The sequence below is a fragment of the Dictyobacter kobayashii genome, from assembly GCF_003967555.1.
Classification (GTDB): domain Bacteria; phylum Chloroflexota; class Ktedonobacteria; order Ktedonobacterales; family Ktedonobacteraceae; genus Dictyobacter; species Dictyobacter kobayashii.
The window spans coordinates 5,250,550-5,275,259 of the sequence record NZ_BIFS01000001.1; the positions used below are offsets into that span (position 1 = coordinate 5,250,550).

The 24,710-nt window shown below is 55.5% G+C and carries 20 protein-coding genes and 1 pseudogene; 18 read left to right on the plus strand and 3 right to left on the minus strand.

Going from position 1 to position 24,710, the window contains the following annotated elements:
- Positions 1-7: 7 nt before the first annotated feature.
- Complete coding sequence (locus tag EL645_RS23065) at positions 8-1,840, minus strand: glycoside hydrolase family 15 protein (protein WP_126552674.1); 1,833 nt, start codon at positions 1,838-1,840, stop codon at positions 8-10.
- Between the two features lie 375 nt (positions 1,841-2,215).
- Here EL645_RS23065 and EL645_RS23070 point away from each other — a divergent pair, with 375 nt between their 5' ends.
- The 7 genes from EL645_RS23070 to EL645_RS23100 all read left to right on the plus strand — a co-directional run bounded on the left by EL645_RS23070 (position 2,216) and on the right by EL645_RS23100 (position 9,890).
- A complete protein-coding gene (locus EL645_RS23070; protein ID WP_371865697.1) occupies positions 2,216-3,313 on the plus strand; it encodes a sugar ABC transporter substrate-binding protein in 1,098 nt (365 codons plus the stop codon).
- A gap of 326 nt (positions 3,314-3,639) precedes the next feature.
- Positions 3,640-4,665: an ABC transporter permease gene (locus EL645_RS23075; RefSeq protein WP_218031979.1), complete on the plus strand. Its 1,026-nt coding sequence runs from the start codon at positions 3,640-3,642 to the stop codon at positions 4,663-4,665.
- Positions 4,665-5,453 carry an ATP-binding cassette domain-containing protein gene (locus EL645_RS23080; protein ID WP_126552675.1) on the plus strand — a complete coding sequence of 263 codons (789 nt, stop codon included), beginning with the start codon at positions 4,665-4,667 and terminating at the stop codon, positions 5,451-5,453. Before EL645_RS23075 ends, EL645_RS23080 begins: the two co-directional genes overlap by 1 nt.
- A 164-nt stretch (positions 5,454-5,617) precedes the next feature.
- Positions 5,618-6,157, plus strand: coding sequence for an RNA polymerase sigma factor (locus EL645_RS23085; RefSeq protein WP_126554328.1), 540 nt, complete (start codon positions 5,618-5,620; stop codon positions 6,155-6,157).
- 2 nt (positions 6,158-6,159) lie between these two features.
- A complete protein-coding gene (locus EL645_RS23090; RefSeq protein WP_126552676.1) occupies positions 6,160-7,689 on the plus strand; it encodes a PQQ-binding-like beta-propeller repeat protein in 1,530 nt (509 codons plus the stop codon).
- Positions 7,690-8,114: 425 nt separating this feature from the next.
- Positions 8,115-8,687, plus strand: coding sequence for a DinB family protein (locus EL645_RS23095; protein WP_126552677.1), 573 nt, complete (start codon positions 8,115-8,117; stop codon positions 8,685-8,687).
- 81 nt (positions 8,688-8,768) lie between these two features.
- A complete protein-coding gene (locus EL645_RS23100; protein WP_126552678.1) occupies positions 8,769-9,890 on the plus strand; it encodes a winged helix DNA-binding domain-containing protein in 1,122 nt (373 codons plus the stop codon).
- Positions 9,891-9,983: 93 nt separating this feature from the next.
- Here EL645_RS23100 and EL645_RS23105 read toward each other — a convergent pair whose 3' ends face one another.
- Entirely contained in the window at positions 9,984-11,234 is a 1,251-nt protein-coding gene (locus EL645_RS23105) for a WD40/YVTN/BNR-like repeat-containing protein (protein ID WP_126552679.1), read from the minus strand.
- A 351-nt stretch (positions 11,235-11,585) separates the two neighbouring features.
- On the opposite strand from EL645_RS23105, the gene EL645_RS23110 reads away from it, so the two are divergent.
- From EL645_RS23110 to EL645_RS23120, 3 genes are all read left to right on the plus strand, one after another.
- Entirely contained in the window at positions 11,586-11,945 is a 360-nt protein-coding gene (locus tag EL645_RS23110; RefSeq protein ID WP_126552680.1) for a hypothetical protein, read from the plus strand.
- 518 nt (positions 11,946-12,463) lie between these two features.
- Positions 12,464-13,033, plus strand: a complete 570-nt coding sequence (locus tag EL645_RS23115; protein WP_126552681.1) for a hypothetical protein — start codon at positions 12,464-12,466, stop codon at positions 13,031-13,033.
- A 722-nt stretch (positions 13,034-13,755) separates the two neighbouring features.
- Entirely contained in the window at positions 13,756-15,258 is a 1,503-nt protein-coding gene (locus EL645_RS23120) for a peptidoglycan-binding protein (protein ID WP_281276413.1), read from the plus strand.
- A gap of 244 nt (positions 15,259-15,502) precedes the next feature.
- Here EL645_RS23120 and EL645_RS44460 read toward each other — a convergent pair.
- Positions 15,503-16,890, minus strand: a pseudogene (locus EL645_RS44460) (FAD-dependent oxidoreductase).
- A 416-nt stretch (positions 16,891-17,306) separates the two neighbouring features.
- Here EL645_RS44460 and EL645_RS23130 point away from each other — a divergent pair.
- From EL645_RS23130 to EL645_RS23165, 8 genes are all read left to right on the plus strand, one after another.
- On the plus strand, positions 17,307-17,894 hold the full coding sequence (locus EL645_RS23130) for a hypothetical protein (protein WP_126552683.1): 588 nt from the start codon (positions 17,307-17,309) through the stop codon (positions 17,892-17,894).
- A gap of 3 nt (positions 17,895-17,897) precedes the next feature.
- The gene (locus EL645_RS23135) at positions 17,898-20,105 is read left to right on the plus strand and encodes a peptidase domain-containing ABC transporter (RefSeq protein ID WP_126552684.1); all 2,208 of its coding nucleotides are present in this window, start codon (positions 17,898-17,900) and stop codon (positions 20,103-20,105) included.
- A gap of 215 nt (positions 20,106-20,320) precedes the next feature.
- Positions 20,321-20,497, plus strand: a complete 177-nt coding sequence (locus EL645_RS23140; RefSeq protein ID WP_161977615.1) for a mersacidin/lichenicidin family type 2 lantibiotic — start codon at positions 20,321-20,323, stop codon at positions 20,495-20,497.
- Positions 20,498-20,644: 147 nt separating this feature from the next.
- Positions 20,645-22,846, plus strand: coding sequence for a type 2 lanthipeptide synthetase LanM (lanM, locus tag EL645_RS23145; RefSeq protein ID WP_126552686.1), 2,202 nt, complete (start codon positions 20,645-20,647; stop codon positions 22,844-22,846).
- A gap of 32 nt (positions 22,847-22,878) precedes the next feature.
- The gene (locus EL645_RS23150; protein WP_246035580.1) at positions 22,879-23,703 is read left to right on the plus strand and encodes a lanthionine synthetase LanC family protein; all 825 of its coding nucleotides are present in this window, start codon (positions 22,879-22,881) and stop codon (positions 23,701-23,703) included.
- A gap of 211 nt (positions 23,704-23,914) precedes the next feature.
- On the plus strand, positions 23,915-24,100 hold the full coding sequence (locus EL645_RS23155; RefSeq protein WP_126552688.1) for a bacteriocin: 186 nt from the start codon (positions 23,915-23,917) through the stop codon (positions 24,098-24,100).
- A 102-nt stretch (positions 24,101-24,202) separates the two neighbouring features.
- Entirely contained in the window at positions 24,203-24,406 is a 204-nt protein-coding gene (locus tag EL645_RS23160; protein WP_126552689.1) for a mersacidin/lichenicidin family type 2 lantibiotic, read from the plus strand.
- 24 nt (positions 24,407-24,430) lie between these two features.
- The gene (locus EL645_RS23165) at positions 24,431-24,622 is read left to right on the plus strand and encodes a mersacidin/lichenicidin family type 2 lantibiotic (protein ID WP_161977616.1); all 192 of its coding nucleotides are present in this window, start codon (positions 24,431-24,433) and stop codon (positions 24,620-24,622) included.
- Positions 24,623-24,710: the final 88 nt, after the last annotated feature.

Here is a 24,710-nt window from a genome sequence, read left to right on the forward strand (position 1 = left end):
AATAGCCTCACCAGGAACAAGAAGAGGACGTGCTTTTTCTTGCCTGTGAGATGGCCCAGGCGGCATTCACAAGACCGATGTGACTGAATGCCTGCGGGAAGTTGCCCAGCAACTCGCCGGTTGACGGGTCTACCTCCTCGGCGAGCAATCCAACATCATTAGCAAAGGCAATTGCTCGTTCAAAGGTCGCCCTGGCTTGTTCGACCTCGCCGGCCAGCGCCTGTGCGTGGGCTAGCCAGAAAGTGCAGAGCAGGAAGGTCCCTTCCTCATCTGCGAATCCATCAGGCGCCCGGTAACGGTAGACCAGGCCATGCCCATCGGTGAGCCGCTCGGCGATCGCATCAATGGTTGCCCGCATCCGCTGGTCGGTGGCGGGCAGGAACCCCACAATCGGCATCATGAGTGTGGAGGCGTCCAGCTCATCGGAGCCAAATGCCTGCGTAAACGCCTGGGCTTTCTCGCTCCAACCATGTTCGAGCATTGCGACCCGGATCTGTTCACGTGTCGCTGTCCATCCATCAACGCGGTCGGGCGCTCTCAGCAGATCCGTGAGCGCGATGGCGCAGTCGAGTGCCACCCAGCACATGAGTTTTGAGTAGAGAAAGTGCCTTGGTTCTCCTCGTACCTCCCAGATCCCCTGGTCTGGTTCCCGCCACTGTGCCGCGGCGGCGTCAGCGACCTCGACCAGAAATTGGCGTGTGGCCTCGTCGATCTTCTCAAGCTCGCCGCGCAGGAGGCGTACCGCGCTGAGAAGTTCCCCATAAATGTCGAGCTGGCGTTGCTTCCAGGCGCCGTTGCCAATGCGCACCGGCTGGCTACCCCGCCATCCGGAGAGGTGGCTGAGCGTGCGCTCGCTGAGATCGTGCTCGCCTCCGACTCCGAACATGATCTGCAGTCCTGGACTGCGCTGCATGTGTGTTGCCACCGCACCGGCCATCCAGTTGAAGAAGCGAAACGCTTCATGAGGGCAGGCCGCAACCCACAGCGCTTCCAGCGTCAGTGAGGCGTCGCGCACCCAGGTGTAGCGGTAGTCCCAATTGCGTTCACCTCCGATGGACTCGGGCAACGAGGTGGTTGGCGCGGCAACGATTGCTCCCGTGGGACGGAACATGAATGCCTGCAAGACACGGCCGCTGTGGTGAACCAGTTCCCGCCATGGTCCCTGATACGTCTGGTGCAGATCTGACCAGGTCCGCCATCCTCTGAGCGTATCGCGTATAGACCTGCTAATCGCCGCTGATGAACACGCCTGTAACTCGCTCTCCCAGCTTGCACGGTACTGCAGTGCGAAGCGTGCTTGCTGGCCAGCCTGGAGGGTGAAACGAGCACGTACCAGCGAGCCTTCAATGGGTAAATCCAGCAATGAGGATAACAGCAGGACAACCGCTCCACCACGGGCCATGACGCCTCCTCGAACTGGCCAGAGTTGCGGAAAGATAAGGCCATATTCAAACCGGGGAGCGTATTCAAGTTCTACCTCCACGCTACCATTCACGCATGAGATTGCACGTAGCAACATGCCAGGCGAGTTGGCACCCAGTTCGTGCCCGCGCTCATGGTGCCCGATTGCCATAGTATCGACCAGTACCGCTCTGCCCGTTGGGGTGTGGAAAGTCGTCTCAAGTACCATGCTCCGCTCCAGGTAGCGGCGGCTCACCTCGGAGGGACCCACCGTAACCATGGACCAATGTCCCGCTTGATCGTCCAGTAGCCGGGCAAAGACCGATGGCCCATCAAATCGAGGGAAGCATAGCCAATCGATGGAGCCAGCGCGGCTTACCAGCGCGGCTGAGCGACAGTCTGATAACAGGGCATAGTCGGCGATGGGTAAGTTGCTCATGTTCTCTCTCCTCGGATCTTCCGTCGCAGTCATATGGTCAATACTCTGAAAGGCAGAAGTTTCTGGCATCCGGACGGTATCGATACAATGCACGCACAGATTCCTGTATTTTTATCATACACCATCCTTTGGTCGTTATCTTTGTTAACATTCTGAACCATTGCAGCGAATTACTGTATGTGGAGCTCACACATACTTGTTTCTTTTAGTCAGGCCAGTGTCTCCCAAAAAGATACTATGCCCTCTGGCTGTTAATAGAGGGAGAAGCGCACTGGCTATTCTCGTGCCTGCCGGCACAGGTTGCCTGATCAGATCGTTGACCATTTATTTGACCTCATCGGAGTCATCATCAAAAAATAGAGTCGAAAGGTAACAATGAAGATGCAAGAAACAGACTCCTCAGCGCAGCGACAGCCCTGGACAATGAGTCGACGTAGAATGCTTGCTAGCGCCGCACTGAGTGCCACCGGACTCTCCGCCCTGGCGGCCTGTGCCAGCAACGCGAGCAGCAGCACCCCTTCAGCGTCGGGCAGTAGTGAAGGGAATTTTCCTTCGCATCCTAAATGGAAATTTGTCTTTGTCAATCACGTCACGACCAACGCGTTCTTCACCCCGACACGCTATGGGATCGAGGACGCCTGCGCCTTGCTGGGCTGCACTTACCAATGGGTTGGTTCGGAGACCAGTAAGGTCTCTGAAATGGTTGATACGATGAACGCGGCCATCTCCGCCAAGGCCGATGGTATCGCGGTCGCCCTGATCGACCCGACCGCCTTCAACGCACCGACTGAAGCGGCCCTGAGCGCTGGCATCCCCGTCCTGAGCTACAACGCGGATGTTCCGACCAATAGTCCCAATAAACGCCTGGCCTACATCGGGCAGGACCTCTACCAGTCTGGCCTGCAGGTGGGACAGCACATTCTGAGCCTGGTTCCTTCCGGCGATGTGGTTGGCTTTATCGCTACCCCTGGCTCACTCAACATTCAGCCGCGCATCGATGGCATCCATGACGCGATCAAAAATTCGGGCAAACCGATCAACTTTTCTGAGATCGCTACTGGCGCGGCGGTCAATGACGAACTGGCGGCCGTTGAGGCCTACTATCTGGGCCACAAGAATGTCAAAGGTATGTTCGCCGTCGATGGCGGCAGTACGCAAAGCGTGGGTCAGATCATGGAGAAGTACGAACTGGCCTCCAAGGGCATCCATGGCGGTGGCTATGACCTGCAACCAATTACCCTTTCAGAGATCAGCAAGGGGAACCTGGACTTCACGGTCGATCAGCAGCCATATTTACAGGGATTCCTGCCGGTTGTACAGCTTTTCCTGTATAAATTGTCTGGTGGCCTCTCACAGCCTTCCTCAACCAACACAGGCCTGCTCTTTGTGACCAAGAGCAATGTGCAGGCCTACTTGAAGACACAGACACGCTTCGAGGGCAGCTCGGATAAAGAACTCGTTGTCGGCAAATAGCATATGTGCGGGGCTTGCCCTAATGCATTCGACTTTAGAGAATGCGAAAAAAAATATGACGAGAGTACGTGCGGGGCTTGCCCCCGCTTAAGCCCTTCCCGTTCGAAAAAGCAACCAGTGGGCAAGCAAGCGGGGGCAAGCAAGCGGGGGCAAGCAAGCGGGGGCAAGCAAGCGGGGGCAAGCAAGCGGGGGCAAGCCCCGCACGTACTGTGTTCTTTTCTCTTTTGGCATGTTTTTAAGTTGAATGTATTGGCGCCGAGCCCCTACCGCTAGGGCGGGCGGCATCTATAAATGCAAGATCATCGATTTAGTGTAAGGAGTATACAGTGGCTAAAGCTGATACCACTCCACAAGAGCAGTCAGTGGTGGCGCCGCCGGATAAGAGGTCATCCCTGAGCGCCATTACTGATTTCTTCTTACGCAGGCGTGAGGCCAGCATCTTTCTGATCGCCGTTGTCTTGCTGATCTGTTTCCAGGTCGCCAATGACAATTTCCTGACTCTGGGCAACGTCAAGACGCTGGCGGAATATACGGCGGAGACCGCGATCATTGCCGTGGGTGAGGTAATGATCCTGATCATGGGCGAGATTGACCTCTCGGTCGGTTTTACGTACGCACTGGCCCCTTTTATTATGTATATCGCCTATAGCAATGGCCTGCCTCTCTTCGTTGGCATTATCCTGGCCTTGCTGGGCAGCGCCTTGATTGGCTTGATCAATGGCGCCGTCGTGGTCTTCTTCAGGGTACCGTCCTTCATCGCGACGCTGGGCGCCTATTTCTACCTGAACGGCCTGACCCTGACCATCTCTAATGCCTTCCCGAACACAACGCCGGATGTCGGGACCTTCTGGAACGGCGTGCTGGGCAACAATATTTATTGGGAGAGCTTGTGGGCCGTCTTATTCATTGTGATCATGCAGCTGGTGCTCTCACGGACCCGCTGGGGCCTGCACACCATCGCGGTTGGCAGTAACCTGATCGGCGCGGGTGAGGTCGGTATCAATGTAAACCTGATCAAATTGCGCAATTTTACGCTGGCATCTCTGCTGGCGGGTTTCGCCGGTATCCTGCTGGCCTTCCGTGTGACCTCTATCGACCCATCGGCGGGTGGCGCGAATATCATGTTCGAGGCCGTCTCGGGAGCCGTCATCGGCGGGACGGCCCTGCAAGGCGGTTCCGGTACGATTGTTGGGGCCTTCCTGGGCACGCTGGTGCTGCAGATCCTCAAAGATGGTCTGACCCTGGTGGGTGTCAGCGCCTTCACCTTCGACATCATCCTGGGCGTTGTTATCGTCATCGCCATGATTCTCAATATCCGTCTCCAGATATTGCGTAGAGGGGGGAATCAGTAATGGAAGAGCAGACCGCCCCGGTCGAGGGCGTGGACGCGATCCGCGTCGAGGGCCTCGCCAAGAGTTTCGGCCCGGTCAAAGCCCTGCGCAATATCAACCTGCACGTCAAAAAAGGGGAGATCCTGGGGCTGGTGGGGGACAACGGCGCCGGTAAATCGACATTAATCAAAATTATCACCGGCTATATACAGCCGGATGCCGGCACGATTTTTATCAATGGTGAGCCGATCAGAATACGCTCGGTTGTGCAGGCGCGCTCGTTTGGTATCGAGACCGTTTACCAGGATCTGGCCCTGGTCAACGAGTTAAGCGTCTACCACAATATGTTCCTGAGGCGCGAACTGGTCCAGAAGCCGTTCTGGCTGTTGAACAACCGCGAGATGCGCCGGCTGGCACGCGAGCACCTTAGCAACATTGGCATCCACCTGCCTTCGGTCGATACGCCGATCGCCATGCTCTCCGGTGGCCAGCGCCAGGCTATCGCCATCGCGCGTGCCGTCTACTCGAACGCCAGGATTCTCCTGCTGGACGAGCCGCTGGCCGCGATGGGTGCGCGCGAAGGGGCGCAAATACTCAATCTATTGCGTACGCTGCGCGCGCGTGGTGATATATCGATCATCATGATTGCGCACAACTATGCCCAGGTACTGGAGATCTGTGATCGTGTCAACATGCTGCAGCATGGAGAGATCACGTTCGACAAGAAGGTCGAGCCATCTCTGCTGGAGGAGCTGAATAATATCGTTATGAACGAGTACCGCGTTGGTAGTACTCATCAACAGGCATAATTTCATGCCCGTCTCAGTCGTTTCCCCATCGTCTGGCTGTTTTATCCGTTTGACGCAAGGACACACATAATGGGGCCGATAGGAGCGGCTAAGCGTCTCCTGTTCGCGCCACTACCTATGGAGCAAGAAGCGAGGTCTTAATGCGCATGGGGGGGAACACATTGATGTATCAACAACAGAGCAAAGAAACGCTCGATGATTCGCCCGTTGCAACCCTCTATCAACGTCACGCGCACACGATATTGCACTATATGCATCGCTATATCGTATCAAAGGAGGATGCCGATGACCTGGTATTAGAGGTATTTGTTGTCGCGCTGGACAACCAGGTCTGGATAGACTGGAACGATGAAGAACAGCTGGCCTGGCTACGGCGCGTGGCGCATCACAAGGTTGTTGATCATCTACGGCGGGTCGCGCGTCGTCCATCAGTGGGTCTGGATGACGCGCTCGATACCCTCTACGAGGACGAATACTGCTCGCCAGAACAGATGGCGCTGCGTAACGAAGACCATACACGCTTGCGCGAGCACCTGGTCAAGCTCACCGAGCTGCAGCAGGAGATCGTGCGCCTGCGTTTTGGTCATGATCTGCGCACAAAAGAAATCGCTCAAATCGTCAACACAAGTGATAACGTTGTGCGTGTGCTGCTTTCACGTGCGCTGAATCTCTTGCGCAGTATCTATAAACAGGAGGGAGACTAGCCATGGATCGTAAGGATATGCACTTCAACCCGAAGGCCATCGATGAGCAGATTGAGCAGCTCAGCCATGGCGACGATCCACAGTTCCCCTCACCGGTGCCCGAGGCACAGATGGTGCGCGACCTTCAGCAGCTCTATCGTGAGGACGAGAGCAGGCTAGAGCACATCTGGGAACGTCTCTCCATCCGAGCGCGCGAGGAAAGCCGCGCCCCTTCATCCAATGTCGTCGATATCCAACCCTACCAGCAGAAGCGCTGGCAGGAGGAAGAGCTACGACAGCAGTGGCACGAGTCGAGCAAGCACACAATTTCGGCGCGGCGCAAGCGGCGCCTGCAGCGGCTGAGCCTGCTCTGCGCGGAAATCGTGGCGCTCCTGATCATCGCCAGCCTTGCGCTCATGCCTGTGTTATTTAACGCTCATTCCACTTCCGCGCCCAACCTGATCCAGAAGACGCAGGCGCGACTCCCCACACACGACCTCTATATGAGCACGGTCCAGGGGGTAATGAGCGTTAATGGCAAAACGGGACAGGTCAACTGGGCCTATCCCATTCCAGACTACTCGCTGGGCCTGCCTAGCAGCCCCATCATTGGTAATAATGGACTCGTCTACGCCGAGTCGCAGGATAGCATCTACGCCATCAATGCTGAGACTGGCGCACTCGTCTGGAAACGCACGTTCGCCTCACAGATCTCGCCGTATCCCACCAGCAAGGCCCGCGCCGTGCTGGCCGGAAACGCGATCTATATCTCGGTCGTCTTCATGGAAGTGGATAAGCTCGACGCCAGCAACGGCGCGATACTCTCGCGCTACAAGCCGGTCCTCAACACCAATATGGTCGGCATCGCCATCGATAACGATACCCTCTACGCCTTTGGCTCGTTCGACATGTGCGCGATCAACCTGGCCAGTAAGCAGCAGATCTGGTATAAATCGCTCAATGAGTCGCTCGGTATTCCCCATGTCGTCAACGGCGTCATCTACACCGTCGCCTCTAGCAATGAGAACTGGCTCACCGTTGATCCAGGCAGCACAAGCTATATTAAGGCCTTCGACACCCACAGCGGCGACGGGATCTGGCAGTCCAGCCCGATCCAGGGCAATGTCACCGATATCGCCATCGCCAATAATGTCATCTACATTGGCGCAACCAATGGCGCGGTAACGGCATACAATATGAAAACGGGCGTTGTGCGCTGGAGCAAAGCGCTGGCCGGCATCGGCTTTAGCGGTGCCGCGGCCCCCCAGTTGGACGGCGATACGCTCTATATCAGCGCCGAAGACCCCAGAATGTATTATCAGCCGATCGGTATCGTCGCGCTGGACATCAGCAACGGACACACAAAATGGCAATACCCGGCGAGCGTCCAGGCTATGAAGCAGGCCGGACACATGTTCCAGCCGCCGGTCGCGCAACATGGCGTCGTCTTCGTCAACGACTCGATGAGCGGGCTCAACGCATCCGATATCTACGCGCTGGTGGAAGGCAGCGTGCTCTGGCACAAAACAATCGCCAGCGAACAAAACCCCTAGGTAAAAAAACGCGCCATGTACGTGCGGGACTTTTCCCCGCTTTAGCCGCTCCCGCCCGAAAACGCAACAAGAACAACGAATCGTATCGGTTCGGGGCTTGTCCCCGATTGCCGCCCCGGTAGGGTGGCCCGGTATCCTCGCCGCTCCGTCGCTTTATCGCCGACACCTCGGCCCACGCGGTGCCCAAACACGGACGATGCTTTTGGGCACCGCGTGGAGGAAGGGGTTATACCACGAGGAACCTCAGCGCTGGGATATGGGGCCGCCGGGGCGGCAAGCGACCGCAGAGGGTCGCACCTACAGGTTCGAATCTATACAATTCGCGTTTGTTGTTGCGTTTTCGGGCGGGACCGTCGCTATTAGGGCGTGCTTTTACCGCTTTTGGTGGTAGGCTGTAAGAAAAGAAGAAACAAGGAGGAATGCTTATGGCTGAGCAACCGATAAAGACGATGTTCTACACCGCTCTGTGGAGGCAGTTGGGCGCGGCCACCGATATGCTTGAGAACGCCCTGTTGGCCTGTCCCGCCTCGCTGTGGAGAGAGCGCCTCTGGAGCGCCTCGCCACCAGCGGGGTTCCCGCCGCAGTTCGCCGAGTTCTGGTATGTCACCTTTCATACGCTTGTCTTTTTCGACCTGCATGTGTCAGGCGTCCCGGAGGAGGAATTTGCTCCCCCGGCCCCATTTGCCCAGGGGGAGTTAGATTCCGTCGAGGCGTTGCCCGAACGGCCCTATACCAGGGAGGAGCTGCACGCCTATCTGGTGGCGACGCGCCAGAAGTGCCATACCCGGCTTCTCCAGCTTTCGGACGAGCAGGAGAGCCAGGCCGTTTCCTATCCCTGGTCAGGTGGGCAGCTCATCAGTTACCTGGAATTGCAGCTCTACACTCTGCGCCACGTGCAGGAGCATGCGGCCCAACTGAGCCTCTTTCTCGGTCAACACGGCGTTCCAGGCGAGGCGCTCGACTGGGTTCCGCAGGCGGGGGAGGAACGTGGTAGCTGAGGCATGCCGCGCGCATGAAGCAGTATTCTGCGAGTGAAGAATCGTGGAAAAGCATTGATTGAATTGAAAGGAACGAAGTACTTGGCAGCATTGCAATGGCAGCAGGTGCATGCCTGGCGTTTGTCGCAACATGGCCTCTCCCCGCGTTTCTCCTCTCAGGATTTCGTTCAGGCCGTGACGCGCACGGCTGGGATTCAGGCACAGGTGATGTCGGCGGCCGAGCTGGCGCTGTGTACCCGTGTGGAAGGACTCTCTCCCCGTGATGTCCAATCCGCTCTCTTCCAGGATCACACCCTGGTGAGGACCTGGGCCATGCGTGGCACACTACACCTGCTCCCTGCCAGCGAACTCCCTCTGTATGTAGCGGCACGCGATTGGCAGCATAGTGCGAGCTGGTCGAATTATTTCGCTACCTTTGACCTCTCAAGGGCGCAACAGGAGGCCTTGCTGCTGGCTATCCCGTATGTTTTGGAGCAGGGACCACTGACGCGTTTGCAACTCGCAGAAGCTGTTGCGCAGCACACGGGCGCGGCCCGCGCGCGTGACTTGATCCTCTCTGAGAGCTGGGGATCTCCCTTGAAGCCATCGGCCTATCGCGGGGAGCTCTGTTTTGGCCCAGGCCAGGGGAAGACGGCCACCTTCATGAATCCCCGTACATGGATTGGTCAATGGCAGCCCATCGAGCCACAGCTGGCGCTGCAGGAGATAGCCCGCCGCTATCTGTGGGCCTATGGCCCGGCGACTGCGGAGGATTTTGCTTTCTGGTGGGGAATCGGGAAAACGCAGGCCAGAAAACTCTTCCAATCGTTAGCAGCCGAGTTGGCAGAAGTCGAGGTAGCAGGATGGCGAGCCTTTGTCCTGCGCGCGACCCTTCCGCTCATGCAGAGCATTGAACCGGCGGAGCAGATCCACCTGCTCCCCTTATTCGATGCCTATACGCTGGGAGTGCCGCGTGGTTGCGAAGCTCTGCTCGCGCAGGCCCACAAGCGTAAGGTCTTTAATCTTCAGGGCTGGACCTTCGCGGTCATTCTGGTCAACGGCTCCATCCAGGGAATCTGGAGCTCTACCAGTCGACGCGCGCACACCGTCGTCAAGGTGAGCCTGTTCTCCCCGGCCACCGCCTCGATCCGCCAGGGGATCGAGATCGAAGCCGAACGGCTCAGTCTCCTCTTGGGGAAGGAGATTGTGCTGGAATATGCGTAAGCCTTCCTCTGACCGAGAGGGGATAGACAGCGCGCCTCCTGTTTGTCAACGTGCGTTGACAAACAGGAGGCGCGTTAGTTGTACATTCCCTTGTTAGGAGATGGTGTAGTTGATCTGGGTCCAGGTGGCACCGCCGTTGATGGTGTGATAGAGCTGCGGGGTGCTGGTGGACTGGCCGATGGCCCAACCGTTCTGCGGATCGACGAAGCTGAGTTCGCTTATGGGTTGGGGCGTGTTGCCGATGGCATGCCAGCTTGTACCACCATCGGTGGTGGAGTAGATGGCCGTGCCATTCGACTGGGTGGCCCAGACGTGCTGGGTGTCCAGGGCCGAAAAGGTGTCGGCATTATAATTGGCCAGTGTCGTTGATGTCCAGGTCGCGCCACCGTTATGCGTAACATAGAGATCGATATTGGGTGAGTTGTAGTAGACCTGTGTCGGCAGGATGCCGTTCTGGCCGAAGAACACGGGCGGCGTGGTTGTAAAGGTGCCAGCCTGCTGACCATTCGGTTGTGGGATCGATTGGCTCTGCCAGGTTGTGCCACCGTTATGGGTCACATAGAGCCACGGGGTCGAGCCGGGATATTCGGCGGTCGCCCAGCCGTCCTGGTTGTTGGCGAACGAGATGCCGTTCTTATCAGCGCTCATGGGCAGGCCGCTGCTCTGTGAAAAGCTGGAGGCCAGTTGTGTCCAGGTCGCGCCTCCATCGCTGGTGTGGAAGATGGTCATGCTCGAATGCTGCATGCCTTCGGCCTTGCCGATGCTGATCCAACCGTTGGTAGGGCTAATGAAATGTGGGCGGTCGATACCAGCCTGGCCCTGATCGGCGTCCGTAAGGGTGATGGTGGTGATGTTCCAACTGACGCCGCCGTCGCTGGTGCGAATAACTTTATAGGTACCCAGCGGATCGCTGGCCCCGTGGAACGCGACCCAGGCGTAGTTGACGTTCATGAAATCTGCGGCTGGCGCTATCGATCCCAGATGGAAAGCTTCGACCTGTGTCCAGTGAGCGCCTCCATCGACCGTTTTGAGTACTGATTGACGAGTCAGAGCCCAACCGTGGTCACCATCCAGCATACGGATAGTGACGAAGGGGATCGTCGGCTTCTGCGCTGCTGTTGTCGAATTACTACTGGTGTTTGTATTCGCGCTGGAAGAGCCGCTATTTCCTGCCGACGAACTACTTGTGGAACCGGATGTGCTACCATTACTTCCTGTATTAGAAGATGCGGATACGCCATTCTGACAGGCGGTCAACATCATGCTCAATAAAAGGAAAACGACCATTACCATTGCTGCTGACAGTCGCGTAATATAATTTTTTTTACTATAGTTTTTTTGCATCTTGATACCTTCTTCCTTGATCGATCGCGCTTACCTGCGAGGTTCGGTTCCGGCAATTGCGGGATGTGCTCGGCGCGATTTCATCGGATGTAGATAGTGTAGAGCACTGGAAGGTGGAAAAATAGGAGCCAGTTCACAAAAAATATGTGATCTTCTATACAGAAGAAAAAACGAACGGCAGAAAAAACAAGGACCGATTGTTGAAAAATAAAATGCAGCATAGGTTCGAGGACAAGCCCCAATACATTTCAATTAACGCTTCATAGAAATGAATGCAGCAATAATAAAGATCAGTACGTGCGGGGCTTGCCCCCGCTTTTAATCTTCCTGCTCGAAAAGCAACAAGAAGTTATGATGAATGTTGATCGTTCTGGCTACTTTACTTCTGAGCAGCAGAAATATCTTGCTCAGAGACAGCAGGGAATTGGGCATGAAAGAACACTTCAAATACTTTCTGAGTGGAATGAAGCCCTTAAACAATTTCAAACCGCATTCGACCAGGGTGTGAATCCAACTGATACAAAATTAATATCGCCAGCCAGGCAATTATCGAATCACCAGCATGAGTTACTCGGCGAAGAAGTGAGTATCAACGAATCTTTTGAGCAAAGAAAGAAAAAGATTATAGAAGATACAGCAGCTATCGATCCCAAGGAAAGCGAATTAACGAAGTGTATTTCTACATCTATGGATGCAGTCGATTCTCAGTAAGAGTGCGCATCATGCAGGTTCAGGGCCCAAAGAAATATGAATTGTACATGAGGGGCTTTTGCCATCCATGTACGAAAGACAGAAAAAAGATCGATACATAGAATTTTGAGAATATATATGCTAAAAATATAAATCGATTTTACTGTTATTTTTCATGCTTGAAGGGTAAAAGCGGAGGCAAGCCCCGCACGTACTGATCGTGTTTCTTGTTGCGTTCAATTGCTTGCCTGGTTGATAAGTGAGTTGTATTGGGCTCAGGGTCAGCGAGTCCTGTGTCTCTGGGATGGAAGTGTGTTGGAAAAAGCCGAAAGTGAAAAGCTCGAAGGGTTGTCCTGGATCGAGCCCTTATAGCGCTACCCCGTCTCCTGATGGCTTCTGGTCCGCAGCACCTTGCTCCTGTTCTGGCAATGAGGGTGGCTTGTACGAAACGTACGATTAATTCATGTTCTATGGAACATTTAAGGAGTAAGGATCGTCCTTATTTATAGGAAAACCTCATCGGAAAGGATGCCAGAAAAATGGGACACATCAAATGGGTATATCGTGCAGGCTTTCTCGTTATCATCTTACTCATTGTTGGCGCAATAGTAGTAAGCCAGAACGTGTCTGCTTCAAATGTAGGACCAGCCCATCCTACACCTACAGGCAACCTATCCTCCACACAGGTAGGATATCCAGACGGAGTCCCAAGTATTAAAGTTCATACCATCTCTAGTGGGAAAAGTAGCGCCATCCCCAATTATGCTGATACCTCCATGGCTCCCGCTTTTACCGAACAAGATGTCAGAGCATTTTTATTACGGGATGATACAAATTTTTATGCGGGGCCTCTCGTTCCTGGTGCCCACTTAAAAATTTTAACGATAAAATTTGTCACAGCACAACAAGCAAGTGTATTGATGGGTGGTGAAAGTGTTGATCGACCGGATAATTATCTGGTTTGCTACGTCCGAGTCCAGGGCCCATTTCAAACAACTCGCCTTCATTTGATGTCTACTACTCAACCAACTAAACAACCAGAGGTAGGTGATGTCGTCTATGATGGGCACACGGGGAACATGCTCCTGTGGGGGTATATTAAGCGCTGATATAGTATTCTTACAACGCTATCATAAACAAGGCTACTTTAAGATCACCCGCTCAATCACTCCACAGAAGGATGAGTTGTTACCCAGACATGCCCTATACTCCATGCATACCTTACAGAAAGGCAAGTCGCTGCGGAGGCCGCATGTCCCGTGGCGTTCATGGAAAGGAAAAGGGCGTGCATCATCACCAACGGCGCGTTCAAGGGACAGCGTGGCTTCTTCACTCGTGACAAGAATGGCGTGGTCGTGGGAGTAGACCTCGCTGGCCGCTTATTCAGCCGCGTGCCGCTCGTCTCCGAGTAAGTCCGGTATGCGGATCTCGCACGAAAAAAATTTCCCTCTGAATTTTTGGCACGAAAAGCGGAAATCTAGCGCAAAAGGAGAGGATGCCGTAGATTAGTAAACCTTTTCATAAATCGGTCTGTGCTTATTGTTCTCGTTTAGTAGATATCTAATCGTGATATAATATCAGCAGGAGCTTTCTCTTGTGGATGAAGAAGAAGGCCCCTGCTGGTGTGATGTCAGAGAAGAAGCAAAAATGACGATCGAACTCTCATCCGCCTCCATTCGGAACACAAAGGAGTCCAATGCATGGATAGCAGAAAGGGATTTCATCTCCTCTTTCGCAGACTACTTCTCGCTCTCGTGTTAAGCATAGCAGTTGGTTCCACGTTCTTTTTGTCCGTTGCCCCTCGCGCGCGGCCACCTCGTCTGCCTGGCCGCTGGTCGGCCCAGGCGCCAGGGGCGAAAATGTCTTTTCCGTCCAATTGATGCTGCAGGCCCATGGATATTCGTTGTCCATCGATGGCGTCGATGGGCCGCAGACGACCGGCGCCGTCGTCTCCTTCCAGTCGGCTCACGGTTTGTCGGCCGACGGGGTGGTGGGACCGCAAACATGGCCGGCCTTGATTGTTACGACCAGCCTGGGGAGCAGTGGGTCAGCGGTCAAGGCGCTACAACGCCAGTTGAACGCGCATGGAGCATCTTTGACTGTGGATGGCAGTTTTGGTCCGGCGACCCAGACTGCGGTCAAGAGCCTGCAGAGCAGCCACGGTCTCAGTGTGGATGGCATCGCCGGTCCGCAAACCTGGAACGCCGCCCTGGTCGGGGTGAAGGGTGCACAGGCATACAGTTGGCCCGATGTAGGCCAGGGAGCTTCAGGGGAAAACGTCTTTTCCATTCAACTGATGCTGCAGGCTCATGGATACTCGCTGTCCGCTGATGGGAGCTATGGTCCGCAGACGACATCGACCGTCAAGGCTTTTCAATCCGCCCACGGTCTGTCGGCCGACGGGGTTGTAGGACCGCAGACGTGGCCGGTCTTGATTATTACGACTAGTCAGGGGAGCAGTGGGTCAGCGGTCACAGCGCTGCAACGCCAGTTGAACGCGCATGGCGCCTCGCTGACGGTGGACGGCAGTTTTGGTCCGGCGACCGAGACAGCTGTGAAGAACTATCAGAGTAGCCATGGTATCGGTGTGGATGGCATGGCCGGGCAGCAAACCTGGAGCAGCCTGGTCAGCACGGCCGGTTCGCCACCGCCACCACCGCCACCACCGCCACCCCCCGGCCAGATCCTCTGGGGTGTAGATACCACGAGCCTTGTCAACTCATCGTTCCTCAGCGTTGTCGGGAACAATTATGGGACCCCGCAGTTTATCGGGCGCTACATCGATGCCATCTCCTTCTCACCAATATCGGCCTCCGAAGCCTCGTACATCCATAGCAAGGGCATTCACATCCTGCCCATTCTCTCTGACTTTGGTGGTGATACTGGCTTCAGTAAGGGTGTCTCGCGTGCCAATGATGCCCTGGCGAAAGCCAGCGCGCTGGGCATCCCGAAAGGCACCATTCTGGTGGTTGATATCGAGTCCGGTTCGTCTGTGGACTCGGGCTATATTCAGGGCTGGAACAACACCATCGCTGCGGCGGGCTACACTGTTGGCTATTATGAGAATCCGCTACCCGGCAGCAGCGGATTTAACAGCGCGTTCTGCTCGGCCATCGCTAGCGACTCGGCGGTCGCCAATGCGACTCTGTATTCCAGCGAGCCATCGCCCGGGCGGACACCCGCATCCAGCGCACCCGCATTTGGACCGACAGGACTGCTCTGTAACGGCCAGAATCTTGGTGGCCATACCAGTATCTGGCAGTATGGGTTACAGGGTAACGGTTCAGTCAACATCGACACTGACGAGCTTCAGTCTTCGGTTCCACTCTGGTAACAACCGGCTTGCCGATATTTTAAAGGGTGTCGATGAGAGAAACTGTGATCGTCGTTTCTTTCTCTCTGTCCATCGTATGCTGAGCTCCCATGATAGCTGTGTTGGGAGCTCATCTATTATCTCACGGGCTGGGGCGCATAGATCTGAGGTGCGTCTTTTTCCACAGTTTGCCTGAGCTTGAGCTCCCTCCCTCTGCCAGAGAAGCGTTACATCCCTCTAGTGTGAATTTGAGCCTTCAATTTTTTTATGAAATGAGACCAAAAAGGTCATTTAAGATTTCAGAGACACTTGGATGGGTGAAAATGTTATCACGCAGTACCTGGTAACCCATATCCGCATGCATGCTTATCGCGACCGTATTGATGACCTCATTTGATTCAGCACTATAGAGAGTACAGCCGAGAATCTTATTGGTACGAGCATCCACGATCGCTTTTAAAAGGCCCGTAGGTTCTTGCATCATTTGCGCCCGCGTACTGGCAGCCGCTGGCAGTTTGCCCACTTTGATCTCATATCCCTGATGGATTGCCTCTTCTTCTGAGAGCCCGACATGGGAGAGGGTTGGAGTGATGAAGATAGAATAGGGCACGTGTTGGCGTGTATGTGTGGATCGTTGGTTCTTTCCATACAGTTGATCACGCACAATACGAAAATCGTCCAGCGAGATATACGTGAATTGTGGTCCCCCGTTGACATCTCCGATAGCCCAGATGTGAGGGATCGTGGTACGCAGATACTCATCGACCTTCACAAAGCCACGCTCGTTGGTTTCCACATCAGCTTTTTCCAGGTTTAGCTCATCTGTCACGGCTGCTCGTCCTACCGCGACCAGGACTGCATCTCCAGCCAATCTGTGGGTTTGTCCCTGTTCGTTGGTGTACTCAACGAAAGTGCGATCAGCCTCATCTTGAATCTGGCGCACTTTTGCATGAAAGTGAAAGACGATCCCCTGGTGTTGCATCGTCTGGTATACGGCGTCCGCAATGTCGCGATCCTGCGCGGCCAGGAAGGTGCCATTCTGTTCTAAGACGGTAACCTCTGCACCAAAGGCCCGATATATGGAAGCAAACTCCAGGCCCACATAGCCACTACCAATCACGATTAAGTGACGAGGCAAATGTTTTAATTGCATCAGGGTCGTGCTATCGTAGACACGCTGACTCTCTTCCAGACCCGGTAAGCGGGGGACATAGGGCTTTGTGCCCGTATTGATGATAATATTTTCAGCCTGAATCTTGAGCACTTCCTGGGTATCACTGAGGACGACCTGTACCTCGTGGGTGCGGCAAAGCTGGCAAGACCATCTATGACATTAACATTGGGGTTGTTGTGCAAAGTGTCGTAATTTTTTTGTCGTAGCGTGGTGACCAGTCGCTGTTTCTCCTTGATAGCACTTTCGTAGTAGGCTTGCTTCTCTTCATGCGTGTTGGGATGATGGCTGGACGCATGTTCAGCGGCCAGAGCGAGTGCCTTGGTAGGGATACAGGCGATATTGATACAGGTTCCTCCATACATATCCTTTGATTGTTCTACTATGCTCACCTTCTGCCCTTTATTTCCCAGGAAGTTGGCAAGTGTCTTGCCGCCTTTGCCGAAACCAATGATGAGTGTGTCAAATTGCTGTGTCTGCATGGATCGTGTCCTCCTTATAAATATTAGGTTCGCAGACTACTCCAGTATCTTTTTTAAAACCTGTACACCTGTTCATTGCTGATGACATCGTGTAACGTTTGTCGCGTATAATCAATCACGACATCAGCCCTAAACTGGAGACAAATGCCACATTACACGTGGAAGTTGTTGTCACAACCGTGGCGCCCCTCCATTTCGCGAACTGGTGGGTAGCGCAGTACGTATGCTAAGGGCGGAGACCGACCAGGCGCAACAACGAACAGACCGACCCCAGTAAAATTACCGGGGTCGGTCTGTTCGTTGTTCATGGACAGATCCCGTACTTTTACAGGCGCGAATCGCGGTGATTTTTTGTAGACTTTAATTGTGAGCGCGATGAAGTAATTGATGTAGTTTGAGAAAGGTACAGTTACGGCATGGACGGGTCCAAGCGGACAATTTTTCGCCATGAGGCGCTGGAATTTTATCTCCAGAACAAAGAGCAGACTATTCTGCCGCGTGTGGTGGCTCCTCCGGTGCTGCTGATGTTGTGGCTGCTGGCCGCTCTGGCCGTGCTGGCAATGGGTGGTGCCTGTCTGTACCGCGTTCCCGTCTATGCGGCGGGGGTGGGTGTGATTACGCAGCACCCCAATCAGACAGGTAGCTCATCCTATACACAGGCTCTAGTCTTTCTGCCGCTTGACGTGGTACGTGCCAGTCAGCTGCGCTCACTACACGTCGGGAGCCAGGTTCATTGGCGGTTGGCTACGGCGGATCAGGGGACGCTGAAGGCGGTGGTGGGGCGTGTCGAGCTGTCAGCGCTGGCGCCTGAGGAGATACAGCAGCGCTATGCGCTCGATGACCATGCGGCTCAGCTCATTGTGGCTCCTTCTTTTGTCATACAGCTACAACTGGAGGGCGATTGGCGGCGCTACGCGGGGAGTCGCTTGCAGGTACAGGTGCCGATTGATACGCAGAGTGTCATCTCGTTGTTGTCAGGTTCTAACATGGTCAGGGGTGAATAGCGCATGGTCACAGCAAAATCCTCCAATGGGCGTCAGCAGGGCAAGGGCGTGCTGCGCAGGCGCGTCGAGGCGCAGAGGCAGATGGGGATAATGGAGTGCGGGGCGTCCTGCCTGGCGATGATCCTGACGTATCATGGCCGCAAGACCAGTGTGGCCGAGGTGCGCGAACGCTGTGGGGTTGGACGCGATGGGTTGACGGCCCTGGCCCTGGTGAACGTGGCCCGCTCCTATGGTTTGCGGGTGCGGGCCATCACAGTTGACGAGCGCGAGTTTCGCTTCGTTCCTTTCCCAGCCATCATCCATTGGAATTTTAACCATTTTATGGTGGTTGAGCGTTGGACGCCAAAATATGTCGCCCTGGTCGATCCCGGCTCTGGCCGCAGGCAGGTGACGATGGATGAGTTCCGGCAGAGCTTTACCGGAGTTGTATTGACCTTTGAACCCGGCGTCAACTTTCAACGTCGCCGCGGGTCCGATCGAATCACGCTGCGTTCCTATGCCACCGGTTACATCCGCCAGGCTCCTCTGGCCTTTCTACAGATTCTCGGGGCATCGTTGTTGCTGCAACTGTTTGGATTGGCGATGCCTCTGGTTACAGCTATTGTGATGGATCACGTTATTCCCCAGGGGATGCAGGATCTGTTGTTCGTCATTGGTGGTGGCCTGGTCGTGTTGCTCTTGGCGCAGTTTATTGTGACGCTCTTACGTGGCTCTCTCTTGCTGTATTTGCAGGCACGCATCGACATGCGCATGATGCTCAACTTTTTCGAGCATCTGTTGTTGTTGCCGCAGCGCTTTTTTCAGCAGCGCTCGAGCGGTGACATTCTGGCGCGCATGAATAGCAATCTCATTATTCGCGATACGATTAGCAACCAGCTCATTTCAACGGTACTCGACGGCAGCTTTGTCCTGATCTATTTTGTCATCCTGCTCACGCAGTCCTGGTCCTTCAGCTTGCTCGTCTTGCTGATCAGCGCGCTGCAGATAGGATTACTGCTAGGGACGACGCGTCTGATGCACGCGTTTTCGAGCCAGGAACTGGCGGCGCAGGGCAAGGCGCAGGGATATATGGCGGAGGCCCTGGTAGGCATGACGACACTAAAATCTATGGGAGCGGAACACCGGGCGCTGGAACGCTGGTCCAACCTGTTTTTCGCGCAGATGAATGTCTCGCTACGGCGGAACTATCTCTCTACGCTCCTGGCCGCCGTACAGGCGCTCTTGCGCACCTGCGCGCCACTGATCCTCTTGTGGTTTGGCACCTGGCAGGTGCTCAATGGCACGATGTCGGTGGGCGTGATGCTGGCCCTGAATGCCCTGGGAGCATCGCTCCTGACTCCGCTGGCGACCCTGATGGCGAGTGGGCAGAGTCTGCAACTTATTCATTCGCACCTGGAGAGGATCGCCGATGTGCTGGAGGCCGAGCCTGAGCAGCAGCCGGATGAGGTGATGCTGCCGCCCGCGCTCAGCGGTCATGTGCGCCTGGAGCACGTCTCGTTCCAATATGATGTGCATGCTCCACAGGTCCTGCATGACATCTGCCTGGATATTCAGGCTGGCCAGCGCGTCGCGCTTGTCGGCCGAACCGGCTCGGGCAAGAGCACGCTGGGCAATCTATTGCTGGGGCTCTATCTGCCGACCGAAGGGACCATCTGCTATGATGAGCATCCCTTATCGACGCTGAACTACCGGGCGGTACGTTCTCAGTTCGGGGTGGTCGTCCAGCATGTGAGTATCTTTAGTGGCACTCTTCGCGACAACCTTACCTTGAGCAATCCGGATGTGGATATGGAGCAGGTCGTCAGGGCGGCCAGCCTGGCCGCCATCCATGATGAGATTACGCGCATGCCGATGGGCTACGAGACGTATGTGTCCGAAAATGGCAACGCGCTCTCGGGTGGGCAATGCCAGCGCCTGGCCCTGGCGCGGGCACTGGTTCACCAGCCCGTTCTGCTGCTGCTGGACGAGGCGACCAGCTCACTGGATGTCATAACCGAGCAAGTAATTGAGCACAATCTGCGCGCCCTGGCCTGCACCCAGATCATTATCGCCCATCGCCTGAGCACCATTCGCAACGCGGATGTCATCCTGGTGTTGGATGAGGGTCGCATCGTTGAGCGCGGTTCACACGAAGCATTGTTGCAGCAGCAGGGCTACTACGCGCAGCTGATTCAGCGGCAACTGGCCAATGGTGAACTATGCGGCGAATAAATTTCTCTTTCACATGGACGTTCCGGACTGTATAGCGTACGATCCAGTCATTGCATTGAGGAGGCTACAGGCGATAAACTCGCCATCCCTCATAAGTTAGGAAGCACTGACGAAAGGACATACGGATATGCGGCCGTCGTCATAAATGATTTAACGTTCTGATGAGTTATTGGTCGGGGCACATGCTGTGGACCCGACAGGAAAGGATCACTGCCATGAACATCGAAGAAATTGTCAAAGCCTGGAAATCCGAAGAAGAGACCGCCGACGTCAACATGCCCGCCAACCCGGTTGGAGAGGAGCTCTCCGACGAGGAGCTGCAGGAGGTCAGCGGCGGCTTCCCCTGTCCTATCATCTCAAAATGCTTGACAAATTGGACCGGCAATTTATAAAAGCCCCGCTTCCATAGCGCCTTGCGCGTATGAGCTGTCGCGCCTGTGCCACAGAAAAAAAGGCTCGGGCGTGGCGGTGCATTCTCACATCAACCTTTATGAGAGCAGGACAATGCGGATATTACGACGAAGAGGCAGGTAAATGAAATGCTCATTGATAATGAAGAGGTAAATATCAATTTTCAGCACGAGGGGGCAGAGGCATGGGGAGCGACGCTGCGCGAGGTTCTGGCCTACCTGACGCGACTGGCGCGTGAAACTGGCGATCCTGACAAAAAGCAGTGGGCATTTATTGATGCTGATGTTCCTTATCCTTTTGAAGAGCTACTCGCTCCGTTCGTCGTTATCGCGCATCAGCACTACCAGGACCGCGCGGGCTGCGCGTATACGCGACTGGCTTCCCAGACCCACCTGATCCTGCAACGCCATTTGCTGCAGGTGCTTACCTCTCTATCCGTGCCCACCTTGCACGCCGAGTTTGCCAGAGCTTATGCCGAGGCACGTTCCCTGGCGACCGGGCAGCAGTTGGATGAACGCAGCTTCTACGCGCGCTTCATCGAGCAGATGTACCGGGGAGGGCTGGCCGCTTTGTTGGGATGCTATCCAGCGCTCGCCGAGCTGCTGGCTACCACGAGCAACCACTGGCTTGAGGCCGGCTGTGAATTTCTCACGCGCCTGGATGCCGACTGGCTCTTGCTGCAGCAGACCTTTGGAGCCGATCAGATCGCGGGACCGGTGATGATGTTGCAGCCCGCGCTCTCTGAGCCACACAATGGACGCCGCATGGTGATGGCGCTCACCTTTGAATCTGGTTATAAGCTGGTCTATAAACCTAGAAATGTCGGCATGGAAGAAAGCTTTTACCATCTTCTCTCGTGGTGCAATGCGCGGGGAATGGCGCCCAGTTTCAAAGTGCTGACGATCGTGAAGCGGATGCACTATGGCTGGATGGAGTTTGTGGCATTTGAGCCGTGCCAGGATCAGCTGGCCGTTCATCGTTACTACCGGCGGGCTGGCATGCTCCTGTGCCTGGTCTACCTGCTCGGCGGCTTTAATGGCACCCATGAGCACATCATCGCGCATGGCGAACATCCCATGCTGGTCGATGCCGGGCTGCTCTTCCACGCCTATCCCTGTCCCGATCACCTGAACCCGGGGAAGCGAGAGCGCTGCTCCGATTGGGAAGCGCAGGCGTACTCTGTCTTGCACACTGGTTTTCTGACCAATTGGCTCTCACTGCTGAACTCCCCGCGTGCCACCGACATCAGTGTTTGTGGTATTCCGTATACAGACAGATCAAATCGCTCTGATGATGCACAAAAAGGCTTATACAGCAGTTCTATCGCTTTGAAATATGGCTTTATCAGATCGCGTGAGCACCTCAATGTTCCTGTGCCTGGGGATGCGCTGTCAGCGGCAGAAGCGTATCAAGAAGATATTGTGGCGGGCTTCCAAGACTGTTACCTTTTCTTGCTGGCGCAGCGGGAGGCCATGTTCAAACCGGACGGTCCCCTGAAACAATTCAAGCGCCAGCCGGCCCGCTTTATCTATCGACCAGGATGGGCGTATAGTTCCGTGCTTCCACACCTTATCGCCCCTGAGAACCTGCGCGGCGAGGGTGATCGCGCTGCGCTCCTGGGGCCTCTGTGCCGCGATGCCGTCCCCAGCGAGTACCACGTGTGGGAGAAGAGTGCCTCTTCCGCGTGGGAGCAGGCATGCATCCATGAGCAACAGGCCCTCTTGCGGGGGGATATTCCCTTCTTCACAGCTTATACGGATGCGACCACCCTCACCTGTGACGACCAGGAGATCGAGCATTGCTTCCATCAGCCGGCGTTTGAGCTGATGCTGGCACGCCTGCACGCCATGAGCCTGGCCGACATGACCGGGCAGGCTGGCTACATTCAGCAGACGCTCAATACGCTGGTGATTTCGCGATCCCTGGCGAGAGCGCCGCAAAGCGCTCAGCAAGAGACGGATTCAGAGCCCCTTTCAGATGAAGCCATGGCCTCTCTCCTGGAGGAAGATGCCCGGCGCATAGCCGAGCTGCTTGTCCAGCAGGCCATCCGCTTGCCGGATCAATCCGCTACGTGGTTGACGACGAAATTCTTGCTGCGCTCTCAGCACTATCACCTGCAGCCGATGGGCTTTAGCCTCTTCGACGGCGTCTCAGGTGTCGCCCTGTTCCTGGCCGCCGCGGCCCGCGCCTTCGGAGAAGATCGGTATCGTGAGCTGGCGCTGGCGGCTGTGCGTCCCCTGCGTCAGCGTGCCCGCGACGACGCGGACCTGCTGATGAGGGAGATGGGGATCGGGGCGGCATCGGTCTGGGTTCGGTCGTCTACGCGCTGACGAAGGCCGGCCAGTTCCTGGACGAGCCGCAACTGCTCGCAGACGCCAGCCTGCTTGCCAGCCTGATTACGCCAGAAAGCATCCACGGCGATCACGGGCTGGATATTATCGCTGGCTCCTCGGGTGCGCTGCTGGGATTGCTCGCTCTGTACGATGCCTCGCACGATCAGCGGATTCTGGACACGGCGATCATGTGTGCCCGGCACCTGCTGCGCTCGCGGACCCGGGGGAAAGGGGACTGCCTGGCGTGGCCGACGCTGGGCGGCGAACATAACACCGGTTTTGCTCACGGGATAGCAGGGATCGTCTATGCCCTGACCCGTTTGTACGCCGTCACGGGGGATAGTGAGCTGTTGGCCGTCTCGCGCGAGGCGCTGCTGTATGAAGACCGCGCATTTGTCAGCGAAATTGGCAACTGGCCTGATGTCATCGGCGGCAGCAAGTCAGGCATCATGTCCACCTGGTGTCATGGCGCGCCCGGCATCGGCCTGGCCCGTCTCGGCGGTCTGCCGGCGCTGGATTCCGCCCGTATTCGCGCCGACATCGAGGCCGCCCTGCACACCACACAGCGCATCCCCCTGGATTATCCCGACTTCCTGTGTTGTGGCAATCTAGGACGTGTGGATCTCTTGTTCACCGCGTCCCAACAACTAGAGCGCCCCGCGCTCGCGCACGAGGGGCTGCACCAGACCCGGCAATTGATCACTCGCGCCAGGTCACAGGGCAGGTTTAACTTCCATAGAGCCTTCCCTGGTATCACCATTCCCAATTTCTTTCATGGCGCGGCAGGCATTGGCTATCAGTTCCTGCGCATGGCTGATCCACAAGAATTTCCTTCCGTACTGCTATGGATGTAATGGTCTTAACATCGGGCGTTTCGGTCTGGACAAGAGGTACCCTTTTCTTGAGAGGAAAGAAAGTCACGTATGCAGCTCTTGCCTGCCATACGGACAAGGGATACGAAGGTACAGATAGTCGTCTGACCGTGGCCATAGATCGAATTTTGTTGTAGTGCGTTATGCAGCAAGTTGAAACAATCAATCATAACGAGGGGAAAGGAATACCCACATGAACATTGAAGAGATTATCAAGTCCTGGAAGTCCGAGGAGAAGATCGAAGCTGACTCGCCAATCAACCCGGTCGGGGAAGAGCTCTCCGAGGAGGAACTGCAAGAAGTCAGCGGTGGCTTCCCATGTATAATCACCTGTTACCAGGAGTGGTCTTGCCACACGACGTGCCTTTTCACGAATTAGCCAAAAAAGAAGAGACCATAATCAGTAGGTTGTTGTAAGCATATCTCAAGAGCAGGATAATATGACAACTGCTTTGTGAGGGAAAGAGGAGATTGCATAGTCATGAATATTGAAGAGATTATCAAAGCCTGGAAATCTGAGGAGCAGGCCCTCGATGACGGAATGCCTGAGAATCCAGTCGGCAGGGAGCTCTCCGAGCAGCAACTTCAAGAGGTTACGGGTGGCATGGTATGTGCGCGTACATGCGACGAGGATTGGACGTGCTCGGTCTTTTGTTACTTCGTAGGTAATACAGGCGCGATCTAAGCAAAGAAGGAAGGAATGCCTGGTATGAGCATTGAAGATATTGTGAAGGCGTGGAAGTCCGGCGAGACGCTTGAGAATGATTCGCTGGTAAATCCGGCCGGTGAGGAGCTTTCCGACGAGGAGCTCCGAGAGATCACCGGAGGGATGCTCTGTGGTTATACCTGCTACTGGGGCTGCCATGGCAACACCACGTGTGACGAATCCGTACTCGTGTAATTCCCACTGATCAATGGCGAGGGCGAGCGCCCTTTCCAGGGCCATCTGAGCGGAGCTAGCTAGATATATTCATATCTGCTGGCCTGCC